Below are 13479 nucleotides of genomic sequence, written 5' to 3' on the forward strand. Positions count from 1 at the left end.
TAATTATTTTATACGCTTTTACATATAATTTAATATATTTGCATAAAATATTTGCAAAAGCATATAATTATGTACGTTAACCTAGCCAATTTTATAAAGACAAAAAGGAAAGAAGCCAATCTTACCCAACAAGAATTTGCTGAAAGAGCAGGTGTTGCCCTTACAGTGGTTCGGAAAATAGAACAGGGAAAAGAAAATCTCAGTTTGTCAAAAGTAAATCAGGTACTTCTGATGTTTGGGAGTAAACTTGTTCCTGCCAATTTAAAAGAAATTGAAAAATGAGACAGGGAAAAGTTTTTTATCAAAATCATTTTGCAGGAGTCGTTACGGAAACCAACGATGGAGATTACACCTTTGAATATGATAATGATTATATTCAAAAATTTCCGTATCAGTTCATTACCTTTTCAATGCCTGTTTCCGAGAAATTATATAGAGAAAATAGGTTGTTCCCTTTTTTTGAAGGATTAATTCCGGAAGGTTGGCTGTTGGAAATAGCTTCCGAAAGTTGGAAAATCAACAAAAACGACAGAATGGGATTGCTTTTGGCGTGTTGCAAAAATTGCATTGGTGCAGTAAGTGTAGAACCTATAATTGTGAAAAGTGATGGGTAAAAAATGTCTATATTGCTATCAAGAAGTAATGGGCGAAGAGGATTTTCATCCGCATTGCAGTCAGAAATTCTTTGGAACAACTAATCCTCCAATTTTAGATTATACGTTGCAGGAAATGGAAATGTTGGCTAAACAAGTCATTGAAACTTCCGTTGCAGTTCCAGGAGTTCAGCCAAAATTATCAATGGGCTTCATTAAAGATGTTCTAAAGGATGCAAACAGAGGTAGATTAACGGTTGTTGGTGCTTTGGGAGGAAACTATATTTTAAAACCGCAAAATTCCACTTTTTCGGAAATGCCCGAAAATGAACATCTGACGATGAAAATGGCTGAAATATGCGGTATTACTACCGTGATGTCCTCACTCATTCGTTTAAAATCTGGCGAATTATCCTACATTACAAAACGAATTGACAGAGACGATAATGGAAATAAAATTCACATGCTGGATATGTTTCAAATCTTAGAAGCATTTGATAAATATCGTGGTTCAGTAGAGAAGGTTGGAAAAGCGATTAAAGAGCATTCTGCAAACACTTTATTAGATTTAATGAGGTTTTATGAAATCGTAATTTTCTGTTACATTACAGGAAATAATGATATGCATCTCAAAAATTTTTCGCTCATATTAAATGGTGAAAATTGGGAAATATCTCCTGCTTACGATTTGCTCAACGTTCAACTTCATTTACCTGAGGATAAGGAAGAATCTGCATTAACTATTGGTGGAAAAAAGAAAAAACTTTCCAAAAGCGATTTTATTAATTTAGGATTAAAATTAGGATTAAACCAAAAACAAGTGGAGAATACTTTTAAACGTTTTCTAAAATCAGAGAAGAAAATGTTATCACTCATTCATCAATCCTATTTAAGTAAAGAACATCAAGAAAAATATATCAAACTGCTCCAATATAGATTGCTAATCTTTCAATAAAAAATTATATTTTTTTCACCGACAAATTTAATGTATGAAATAATACGCGTTAATCTTTAATTTTGATATTTATGAATTATTTTTCATACATTAATAAATTAAAGAAAACGGCAAAAGAATAAAAAAGAAGACAATGTTCACGATCTTTTATCTGTACCATATTTGTACCATAAAATCATAACTGGTTGATTTTCATATATCGTTATTTTTGAAGAAGTCAAGTAAGGACTGATTAAAGTCGATTAGAATAAATAGTTAAATCGCTGTAAATGTAATGTTTACAGCGATTTTTTTATTTTCAATGTTTTTGAAAATGCTTGATTTTAATCGTTTTTGTCACAGATTTATTTATTACTATAAACTGAACTTGGAGTATGTATGCTTTCGACCTGTAAAAGCTAAAATTTATGTTAATTTATAGAAGGAAAAGAAAAAAAACAATTGTTATTTTAATTTATTCTAAATAAACTTTGATTAATTCAATCAAAATTCTACATTTGCAGTCTTGTTTTTAAAAATAACTAGAGTGCTTAAATATTTTTTTATACTTTTTTTTAGTTTTGGTTTTATCCATATCAAAGCTCAATCTGAGAATTTCCTTGTTACAATTCAAGTTTTAAATGACTTGAAGCAACCTTTGGCACAAGCTGTTGTAAGACAAAATGAGGAAAAAAAAGCAAATACGAATTCTGAAGGTATAGCTACACTTTTACTTCCAAAAGGGAAGCATATTCTAGTAATTACATTAAAAAACTTCGAAGAAAGAGAGATTCATCTTAATGTAGTAAGCTCACAAACTCATACAATAGAACTTAAAAAAGAAAAGAAAATTGCAGAAGTTGTCATTACAGCAAAAGAAGGAAAGGGATTAACAAGCAAATCTGTGATTGATAGACAATCGATGCAACATTTGCAACCTTCCAGTTTTGCTGACCTTATGGAACTTCTTCCAGGGGGTTTGTCTCGGGATCCTAATTTAAGTGTTTCCAATAGAATTGTGCTAAGAGAAAATACAGGTGGTCCGTCTTCATACAATACAACTTCTCTTGGGATACAGTTTATGATAGATGATAATGTATGGAATACCAATGCTAATTTGCAAACTTCTATTGATAATGACCAAATGTTGCAAGCTGCAGCCAGTAGAAATACTACCGCTATTGGTACAGATATGCGAACCATATCTACCAATGACATTGAAAAAGTAGAAATTATAAGAGGAATTCCTTCTGCAGCGTATGGGGATTTGACTTCTGGATTAGTCAAAATTGAAAGAAAAATAGGACGTTCACCTTTGGAGGCGAGATTCAAAGCTGATGGATTTAGCAAGCAATATTATATTGGCAAAGGTTTTCTGATGAATAAAAACTGGAGTCTTAATGCTAATCTGGATTATTTAGATTCTAAACAAGACCCAACGGATGAATTCGAAAATTATCAGCGTATCACAGCTTCATTGCGTTCCAAATTAATTACAAAACTTTGGCAAAAACCTTTGGAATGGCGCTCTAATATAGATTTTTCTAACAATATAGATAAAAAGAAATATGACCCTGATACAGGTTATGCTTTAACAGATTCTTATACAAATTCTAATCAGAGAGTTAGTTTTACTAATAATTTCATTTATAAATTGGATGCTCAATCCATTTTTGATAAGCTAACTTTAAATACAGCGATTAGACAAGGTTTCGAAAAAATAGAACAAGTAAAACTAGTGCAACTTTCTGGTCCAAGAGCTCTTTCTCTAGCAACCACTGCTGGAGAAAATATTGGAATCTTTCCCAGTACAAGATATGTTGCAGAATCTTCAACAGACGGAAAACCATTAGATTTATCCATTTTTGCTCAGGCTTCAGGAACTAAAAAATTAGGAAAATTCAATAATCAATACGAAATTGGTCTTGACTGGAAGTATTCTAAAAACTTTGGAAAAGGGCAACAATGGGATTTAAGTACACCTCCTTCTGCAACCATTGGAACGAGACCAAGAGAATTCAGTGATATTCCTGCGTGGCAAAATTTGGCTTTTTTCGCAGGCAATCAAATGTCTTATAACCTTAATCAACACAAATTTTCTTTGTACACGGGTTTAAGAGTTTCAAAACTTTTAGGAATAGACAATTCATTTGCCATCAGTAAAAAAATATTTGCAGAGCCAAGAATTAATTTCCAATACAATTTGCCTCATTTGATGATTGGAAATTATCCATTGAAAACGGATGTAACATTAGGCTTCGGAATTTTGTACAAACAACCAACTTTGTTGATGTTATACCCAAATAGCAGATTCATAGATTATGCTCAGGTCAACTATTATCACAATGACGAAAACTACCGTTACGTTAACTTTATGACTTACGTTCAAAACCGCGAAAATAAAAATCTGACGGCTGCAAAAAACATTAAGAAAGAAATTCGTTTGGATTTAAGCTATCGAGGACACGAATTTTTCGTTACCTATTTCAGAGAAGACCTTAATAATGGATTCCGAAATACTTTACAAACTCAGATTAACTCCTATAAAAGCTATAATACGGCTTATATTGATATATCTCAATGGGGAGAAAATGGGCCAGATTTAACCAATGTTCCTTACGAAACCATTAGAGAATTTGGAAATTATACCATCACGGAAAACGGAAGTGCAACAATTAAAGATGGAATTGAATTTGGTTATACTTCACCGAGAATAAAAGGCATTAATACCAAATTTACCTTAACAGGAGCTTGGTTTAAAACTCAATACAGAAATACGGTTCCCGTGCTAGAGCGTCCGTCTATTTCTTTAGGAGGAAGTTCTTATCCTTACTATGGAATCTATCAAAGCGACTTAGGATACATTAACGAAAATCTTAATTATAATCTTATCGTTGATACTTTTATTCCTAATCTGGGATTAATTGTTTCTGCTTCTCTGCAAGGCTCTTTGTACAACTACGAGAAAAAAGATGAAAGAATTCCTGAGCCAATTTCTTATGTAGGATTAGATGGTATTATACAACCTTTCGTGGAAAGCGACAAAACAGACCTTTACAAACAATGGCTTGTAAGAAATGTTTCTGTTACAGATAATATTTCTACCAGATATACTTATACCATCCGAGCCAATTTCAAAGTAACCAAAATTATCTATAAAAACCTTAAAACATCAATGTTTGTTAACAGACTTTTCAACTATGAGCATCCTTATTACTTTTTAGGAAACAAAATAGAAAGACAAACTGGAAACAAACCTTATTTCGGAATGGAACTTAATTATAACTTTTAAAATTTAATATATTATGAAAAAAAGATTTTTAGTAATTGGCATATGTGCTGCTCTCGCTTTTTCTTCTGTAATCGTATCTTGTTCTAGCGATGACGATTTTGCAACGCAAGTTGCTCAGAAAAGCGTTCTTACTGTAACTCTAGCAGGAGATAATATTGCCACGTACAAGACAATTGAAATAGAAATCATGGAAACCAATTCTGGAGCAATCACCAAACAAACTCTAGAAAATGCAAGTGCTTATTCTTTTGAATTACCTTATGGCTCTTATAAAATTACAGCAAACGGAACGGTGATCACAAAAGATAATGAAGAAGTTCAGGTAGGCGCAACTGCTCAACAAGATATTACAACAGGTGTTGTAAATCTATCTTTACCATTGATTATTAAGCAATTTAACAATGACTTTATAATAGAAGAGGTTTTCTTTACAGGTGTAAAAACAAATGATGGTAAAAATTATAACAATTCTAGATATTTCAAGTTAACAAATAATACGGATAATGTTCTTTATGCTGATAATCTAATTATTGCTACATCTGAATTTTTAAGCTCCGTTAAAAGAGAAATTACACCTTATCACATCAATCAGGCTTTCCCAGTTGGAAGTGCAATGTATATTAAAAGCGATACAGGAAAACAATATCCTGTACAACCAGGAAGTTATATTGTAATTGCTGACAATGCTATTAATCATACAAAAGATAATGGATTTGATTTAACAAAAGCAGATTTCGAGTTTCCATCTTCTAATCCATCATTAGGTCAAGTGGATAATCCTGCAGTTCCAAATATGCAAGTTATGTACACTAAAATGGCTTACAATATGATTTTCTTGTATGCAACCAGTATAGAAAGTTATGTTATTGCACGTTTTCCAGAGGGCGAAAATGAACAGACTTTCCTTCAGAATCATAAATATGATTATAGTTATACCACTTCAGCTGGTACAGTCAGAAATGTAAGTGCTTACGAAATTCCAAACTCTTGGATTGTTGATGCGGTTAATAATAGTACAGATGAAGATTTCTTGCATATTTTAACAGATCCCTCACTAGATTCTGGATGGACAAGTGCTTTCCCTAAAAATAATTCAAAATCTGTAAGAAGAAAAGTATTAGGATTAATGTCTAATGGTAAAAATCTTTACAAAGATACCAACAATTCTACTTTAGATTTCGTTCGTAACTCTGAACCTAGTTTAAAAGACGGTATCGTTAAATAATATTTTGGAATAATCATTTTTAATAATGTATCAATCAAAATTTTTCATTTTTCTTTCTTTTTGTATTGGTCTGATTTCTGTTTCAGCACAAGACAGTTTGCGTCTATTTTCTACGATTAATAATCAATACAACGAAGAAAGAATACAAAACCAAAATTTTTACTATAATCCGGCAAATAAGTCGGATTATAGTTCTTTTTCAATGTCAGAATTTAGTGTGAACTATCAATCTGACAATCAAAAAACGTATCTACGACAGATAGGTTCTGGAGATACAGGATTGAGCTTAAAAACCAATTCATTTAAAAAATTAAAATCGAATAGTGTTGTTTGGGGAAATGCAAGTTATAGCAACATGACTAGAAAAAACCTTCGCTACAACGAGAATTTAGATTTCGAAAGAATTGCACCTTATGTAACTTTAGATTCTATTGGAGGAGATATTAATTTAGAAACTTATCATTTCGCAGGAGGCTATGCTAAAAAATTGAATCGTTTTTCTTTTGGAATTTCTGGAAGTTATGAAGCCCAAATGGCATATCGTTCAATAGATCCGCGATTGAAAAATACCACATCAGACCTATTGCTTTCATCAGGTATTAATTATAAAGTTTATAGAGATTACCAACTAGGAATCTTCGGGGAGTTTAATAAGTACACACAAAATAGTGGAGTAGCCTTTGTAAATGAAGTCAGCTTCCCATTAGTCTATCAATCCATTGGATTTGGTTATACTAATTATTTTTTCAACAACAGTGTTAATACACAATTTGAAGAACTTGGTTATAAAATTGGCGGACAAATTTCTAGCAAAAATGGAAAAGACTTTTATATCATCGGTTCACTTTCTAGCTCCAATAATATAAAAGGAACCTATCCAAGAGTAGGAAATCGCTATTATGACACCAGTGATTTGGAGAACAAAATATCCCAAATAGAAGCTGCCAAATTCATTACTTTAAAAAATAATAGAATTGGGTTAATTTTTAATTATAATTCTACTGTTAGAACGGGTACAGAATATGGCTACACCAGCAATTCAGATAACACACAGCTTATTTTCAAAAGAAAAGCTTACAAAAAAGAGCAATATACCACCAGTATAAAAGGTTTATATCAATTAAACCAAGAAAAATATACTTTTACAGCAATTCCATTTTTCTCTTATCAAGAAGTTACAGACCGCAGAATCTATCCTTTTTCTGGTCAGAAATACGACGCATATACTTTCGGATTAGATTTAGATTTGAAACTTGAAATCAAAAAAAATCAGGTGTTAACCTTCAGACCAAATTACGAGTATCGAAGTGTTAATAAAGCTATAAACGTATTAGATACCAATGTAAGCTCGGGAAAACTAGAATGGATTCTTGATGATTTTGACATCCTGACAAGTGATATTATTACAGTAGGAGCGCTTGTTCGTTATGATTTTAAAATTCAAAAGCTTCCTTCTTTTTTCATAAGCGGTGAGTGGATTACAAAAACAGTTAAAGAAAAAAACAATAATTTTACAAGCCTAAGTCTAGGTATAACATTTTAATAATGAAGAATTTTTTTATCTCAATTTCCGTTGTTTTCATTTTTATTTTATTGAGTTTTACACCAAAAGTAGGACAAAATTTGATGAATAATCCAGACCCGACCATAGAGGAGATTATAAAAAGCTATAAAAAAGCAATTGCAGAATGGCCAATGCCAAATATTGATAAAGGCGTTTCTTGGAAAGAATTTTCTTCTATCAAAAGAGATTCTTTATTTTTTGTAGAGCAAGATCGTCCTGAAGTAATTCTTGGGAAAATGTTATTCTTTGATCCTAAATTATCAAAATCCAACCAAATCTCTTGTAGTTCTTGTCACGACCCAGAAATGGGCTGGACAGATAGAAGGCGTATCGCTTTAGGAAATGACCATCTTATGGGGAACCGAAATACTATTTCGCTTTATAATATCGCCAATAGAAAATCTTTTTTCTGGGACGGACGTGCGCAGACTTTAGAAGAACAAGCTTCTGGTCCTCTTGGTGCGCATAACGAGATGGCGATGGACATTAAAAAGCTTCCTAAAAAAATTGAAAAAATTAAAAATTATAAAGAGCTTTTTAAAAATGCGTACGGAGACGAGAAAATAACTTATAACAGAATCGTAAAAGCTTTGGCAGAATTCCAGAAAACAATTAAAAGTCAGCCAAGTAGATTCGACCAATTTATGGATGGAAAATACGATGCCTTGTCAGACAAAGAAATATATGGGATGCACATATTCCGTACAAAAGCACGTTGTATGAACTGTCACAACGGTCAAAACCTTACCGACGAGTCTTTCCACAATATAGGACTTACTTATTATAAAAGACAATACGAAGATTTAGGACTTTACAATATAACTAAAAAAGCGGAAGATGTTGGCAAATTCAGAACTCCACAACTGAGAGACCTCAACTTAACGAGACCTTGGATGCACAATGGTTTATTTGATGACCTTGAAGGGATTGTGAATGTTTACAACAGCGGAATGCACATGATAGACCCAAAACCAGAACAAAAACAGAAAGACCCTTTATATCCCGTTACCGATTCTCTTTTGCAACCTTTAAAACTTACAAAAGACGAAAAATCTGCTTTAATCTCATTTTTAGAATCTCTCAACGGAACGAAATATAAAATGAGAAGACCAGAGTTTCCTACTGAATAAATCTATTTAAAGTAAACGAATGTGAAATGTGAATTGCAAAACTAACTTTCCAGAATAAGGTTTCTAAGTTTACCGAAGAACTTTTGTAAAAACGCATGATGTTCTAAGTCCGCGAAGTGGATTTCGAACATATTCACAAATATACGATAGTTTTGTGAAGTTACTAATTACTAAATATAATTTTATGAGGTATATTTCAAATGCTTGCAAACGAATGGTTTTTGAAATATAAAAGAATATTCTGTAATATAAGAAAGAAAAAAATAGAATTTATAGTATTAAAAAAAATCATAATATGAACTTATTTAAGTTAGAGGTATTTAAATAGTTTTATTCTTTACTCCGAACATAGTTTCCATGTTTATCAATTTTTGCGTTAATTTAAATTCTTTTAAAATGACGAAAGGAATTAGATTTTAAAAAGAAAACCATTAGAAGCTTTTTTATTGTATTTTTTTTCATCAAATTTATATAAAAAAGAACCTTTTTTAGACGATGTCATATCTTTTTCGTCTGTTTTAATTAGAATGTCTAAGCTATTTATTTTACTAATAAAATTTCTTTTATCATATTTTTCGTTAAAGATGGCTTCATAAAGATTTTGAAGATCTTTCATCGTAAATTTTTCTGGTAAAAGTTCGAATCCTATTGGCTGAGTAGATGCTCTATATCTTAATCTTTTAATAGCATCTTCAATCATTAAATTGTGGTCTAATATCAAAGACGGAAAGTCTTCAAAATCAAACCATTTTGCAGAATATTTTTCGTTTATCTGTATATTTTCTTTAATATTAATAAGTGCATAATAAGACGTAGAGACAATTCTTGCAGTAGGTTCTCTATCTGGTTCACTATAACATTTTAATTGTTCCAGATATACATTTTCTAGCCCTGTAAGTGTGGTAAGAATTCTACTTGCTGCACAGTCTAATGTTTCAGAAGATTTCATAAATCCCCCCATTAAAGACCATTCTCCGTACATTGGGTCAAAATTTCTTTTTGTAATTAGAATTTTTAAATTTTCGCCATCAAACCCAAAAACAATACAGTCTACAGCTAATAAATATCTATCGTATTGCGAATAATCTCTTTTTTTCATACACTTAAAAGTTAAATTAATTGATTTAAAATTAATTTAAATGCAAATATAAAGGTTTCAAAATGATTACTTTATATAATAAGTGTTTTTTTTGCATTTATTAAATTGTCATTTTCTCTTTTTAAAATAAGATTCAAGATTAGATTTTTTTTAGAAAAGTCAAATTTTTTCAAAATTGGGTCAAATTTTGGGAGTTTTTTTTAGGAAATTCGGGTGTTTTTCGCTGATAAAAATTGTTAATTTCAGTTAATAAATGTTAACAAAATGTTAAAATCATTCTTTTTGAAATTTTCTTTTTTTTTGAAATTTTCACCAATTTTATTTGTTAACATTAGATTGATTTTTGATTATCATTGAGTTAATTTTTCAAATTTTATTTTTTTAAATAATTGAAATTGAGGTTTTTATATTTTGTATAAATTAAACTTTTGTTTAAATTTTCAATTTTTTTTCTAGTAGAATTATAGGATTTTTTTGTCTCTTTTTGTGAGGTTCGTAAGTATGATTTTTTAACGTTTTTGAAAAAAAGTTAAAAAAATGTTTTTGAGAATAGATTCTTTCGTTTACTTTAGAAGTGTAAAAATTACATTTAATACCTTTACATATGAGCAAAAAAATAGATTCCATTTTGGAAGTAGTAAGAAAAAATATGTTTTTTTCTTATTCAAAAAAGGTTTTTGTTGTGTTATTTATGTCTGCCTCAGGAACAATATTTGCACAGCAAGTGATAGAAGGAACTGTAACATCTAGATCTAATGGCAAGCCACTTTCTAATGTTACTGTAACAGTAGCTAATACCAATCAAACGGTTACAAGTGATGAAAAAGGACACTATAAAATTACAGCTAATCCTGATGATGTTTTAGTTTTTACTTACAATGATTACGATAGTAAAGAAGTAAAAGTAGGTAAAGACCATAAAGTAAATGTGCAACTTAAAAACAACACTCTTGCAATAGATGAAGTTGTACTAATTGGTTATGGTAAACAAAAAAAATCAGACCTAACAGGTTCTGTAGCTGCTGTAAACGTTACAGATGCAAAAAAGACTATAACTTATGATGCTGCTAAAATGCTTCAAGGGCAGGTTCCTGGTGTAACAGTTCAATCTTCTGGTGAGCCTGGAAGTTTTGTAAATATTAAAATTAGAGGTATTTCTTCTTTTAATAATAATAATCCACTTTTTGTTGTAGATGGAGTTATTGTAACAAATCCTTATGATTTTTCTCCATCGGATATAGAATCAATAAGTGTATTAAAAGATGCATCTTCTGCGGCAATATATGGTGTTCAAGGTGCTAATGGTGTTGTAATTATTCAAACAAAACAAGGTAAAAAGGGAAAATTGAATTTAACATATCGTGTTTTGAATGGTTATCAAAGTGCTCCTAAATCACTAAGTGTTACAAATAGAGAACAATACCAACAAATTACGAATCAAGCTTATTTAAATTCTGGACAAGCAATTCTTCCTGCTAACGATCCTAGCAATCCAAATTTCATAAGTAATGTAGATACAGATTGGCAAAAAGAAGGTTTTAGAACAGGAACACTTCAGAATCATACCATCAATATGAATGGAGGTACAGAAGATATTAATTATGCTGTGAATTTAGATTACTTTAAAAATACTTCCTACATGAATACACCTCAAGATTATGAAAGATATTCTATGAATATGAATTTTGGTGGTAAAAAAGGTAAGTTTTCTTATGGAGGAAAAATTTCTTATACTCAGTCTGATAAAGAAAATTTCAATGCATATGATAATGGTTCACCTTTAATTTATTTGCTTCAGGCAATTCCTACGATGCCAGTATATGATCCAAATAGATTAGGTGGTTATGGTGGTACAGACCGTAATACACAAGCGGCAATTTCTTTAAATATTATTGGTTATAATCATTTAATTACCAATACCGCTAAAAGACATCGTTTTATGGGAAGCGTATGGGGAGAATATGAAATATTAAAAAATCTTAAATATAAACTCAACGTAAGTTTTGATAGATTAAATGTAAATTCAAGAGTTTTTGTTCCTGTATCAGATTTAGGTTGGTATTATGTGACGGAACCAGGTGAGTCTCAATTAGATGTTTCATCTAGCCATCTTACAACTACTTTTATCAATAACTTGTTAACCTATGATATAAAACTAGGAGAACATAAGTTTGATGTTATGGCAGGTTGGATTCAAGAAAAAAATGATAACTATAATCAATGGTCTAGAGGTGTAGGGTATAGTGCAGGGTCTATTGCACAAATAGAATATGCAGATAGTAGAGATGGAGGAGAGTATAATAATACCACTACTGCAATATCTTATATTAGTAGATTAAATTATAATTATAAAGAAAAATATTTCTTAACAGCTAATTTCCGTCAAGATAAGTCTTCTAAGTTTGCACCTAGAAATAATCATGGCGAATATTTTTCTTTCTCAGGTGGTTGGAGATTAGATAGAGAAGAATTTTTAAAATTGCCAGATTATGTGAATTTATTGAAATTGAGAGGAGGATGGGGTAGATTAGGAAACAATACGATTGGTGTATATGCTTGGGAAAACACGGTAAATCCTTTTGCAAGCTATATTTTTGGTAACGCAATTCATTCTGGGACTACTGTAGTTCCAATAAAAGACCCAAATATTAAATGGGAAACTACAGAAACTACCAATGTAGCATTTGAAATTGGATTATTTAATAAACTAAACTTTGTAGCAGAATACTATGAAAAAAAATCATATGATATTTTAGCTTCTGTACCACTTCCGTATTCTTCAGGCGGTTTTCCTAACTCAATTCTTACTAATGCGGCTTCTGTTAAAAATAATGGATTTGATTTCTTATTAAGTTATTCTAATAATGATAAAGATTTTAAATACACCGTTAGTGCCAACCTTTCTACTTTAAATAATAAAGTATTAAATGTGGGAAGTGATAACAATCCAATCTATGGAATAAATTCTAAAACAGATGTCGGTAGATCTGCTGGTGAACTTTATGGATGGATTGCTGAAGGTATTTTCCAAAATACAGCAGATATTCAAAATCATGCCACTCAAGTAAACGCACAGCCAGGTGATATCAAATTTAAAGATTTAAATGGAGATGGTCAAATTACCGATGCTGATAGAACCTATCTAGGTAGAACTATTCCGAAATTTACTTATGGTTTAAATTTTAGTGGAAGTTACAAAAATTTTGATTTTTCTATGTTCTGGCAAGGTAGTGCAGGTAACTATATTTATAATGGAACCTATTCTGCTCTTATGGTAGGACAATTAGTTAACCATTCTACAGATATGCTAAATTATTGGACTCCAACTAATACTAATACCAATATCCCAAGACCTGTAATGTCTGACCCTAATGCTAATAACAGAGCATCAAACAGATTTGTAGAAAAAGGAGATTACTTAAAACTACAATCTTTAGAAGTGGGATATAATATTCCAATAAAATCAGATTACCTAAAGAAAATAAGAATTTTTGCTTCTGGACAAAATATATGGACTATTACAGGATACAAAGGTTATGACCCAGATTTTATTAGTGATGGTTTATTCTCTAGAGGTTTTGAATACGGTTCATTCCCAAATCCACGTACAATTTCTTTCGGTTTAGAAGCTAACTTTTAAAA

The 13479-nt window shown here is 30.9% G+C and carries 9 protein-coding genes; 8 read left to right on the forward strand and 1 reads right to left on the reverse strand.

The window, feature by feature from the left end; all coding sequences use genetic code 11:
• Window positions 1-69: 69 nt before the first annotated feature.
• The 7 genes from QM746_RS05650 to QM746_RS05680 all read left to right on the forward strand — a co-directional run bounded on the left by QM746_RS05650 (window position 70) and on the right by QM746_RS05680 (window position 8738).
• On the forward strand, window positions 70-282 hold the full coding sequence (locus QM746_RS05650; protein WP_078703592.1) for a helix-turn-helix domain-containing protein: 213 nt from the start codon (window positions 70-72) through the stop codon (window positions 280-282).
• Window positions 279-614, forward strand: coding sequence for a HipA N-terminal domain-containing protein (locus QM746_RS05655; RefSeq protein WP_058878324.1), 336 nt, complete (start codon window positions 279-281; stop codon window positions 612-614). The genes QM746_RS05650 and QM746_RS05655 overlap by 4 nt, the downstream gene beginning before the upstream one ends.
• Window positions 607-1548: a HipA domain-containing protein gene (locus QM746_RS05660; RefSeq protein WP_414983325.1), complete on the forward strand. Its 942-nt coding sequence runs from the start codon at window positions 607-609 to the stop codon at window positions 1546-1548. The genes QM746_RS05655 and QM746_RS05660 overlap by 8 nt, the downstream gene beginning before the upstream one ends.
• A gap of 526 nt (window positions 1549-2074) precedes the next feature.
• Window positions 2075-4819, forward strand: a complete 2745-nt coding sequence (locus tag QM746_RS05665) for a TonB-dependent receptor plug domain-containing protein (RefSeq protein ID WP_414983326.1) — start codon at window positions 2075-2077, stop codon at window positions 4817-4819.
• A 13-nt stretch (window positions 4820-4832) separates the two neighbouring features.
• Window positions 4833-6044, forward strand: a complete 1212-nt coding sequence (locus tag QM746_RS05670) for a DUF4876 domain-containing protein (RefSeq protein WP_414983327.1) — start codon at window positions 4833-4835, stop codon at window positions 6042-6044.
• Between the two features lie 25 nt (window positions 6045-6069).
• Window positions 6070-7587, forward strand: a complete 1518-nt coding sequence (locus QM746_RS05675; protein WP_414983328.1) for a DUF6850 family outer membrane beta-barrel protein — start codon at window positions 6070-6072, stop codon at window positions 7585-7587.
• Between the two features lie 2 nt (window positions 7588-7589).
• Window positions 7590-8738: a cytochrome-c peroxidase gene (locus QM746_RS05680; protein ID WP_414983329.1), complete on the forward strand. Its 1149-nt coding sequence runs from the start codon at window positions 7590-7592 to the stop codon at window positions 8736-8738.
• Between the two features lie 409 nt (window positions 8739-9147).
• Here QM746_RS05680 and QM746_RS05685 read toward each other — a convergent pair whose 3' ends face one another.
• Entirely contained in the window at window positions 9148-9837 is a 690-nt protein-coding gene (locus QM746_RS05685; RefSeq protein WP_414983330.1) for an NUDIX hydrolase, read from the reverse strand.
• 604 nt (window positions 9838-10441) lie between these two features.
• Between QM746_RS05685 and QM746_RS05690 the strand changes: the two genes are divergently transcribed.
• Entirely contained in the window at window positions 10442-13477 is a 3036-nt protein-coding gene (locus QM746_RS05690) for a SusC/RagA family TonB-linked outer membrane protein (RefSeq protein ID WP_414983331.1), read from the forward strand.
• Window positions 13478-13479: the final 2 nt, after the last annotated feature.

The organism is Cloacibacterium sp. (assembly GCF_047601505.1).
In the GTDB taxonomy this organism is placed as follows: Bacteria; Bacteroidota; Bacteroidia; order Flavobacteriales; family Weeksellaceae; genus Cloacibacterium.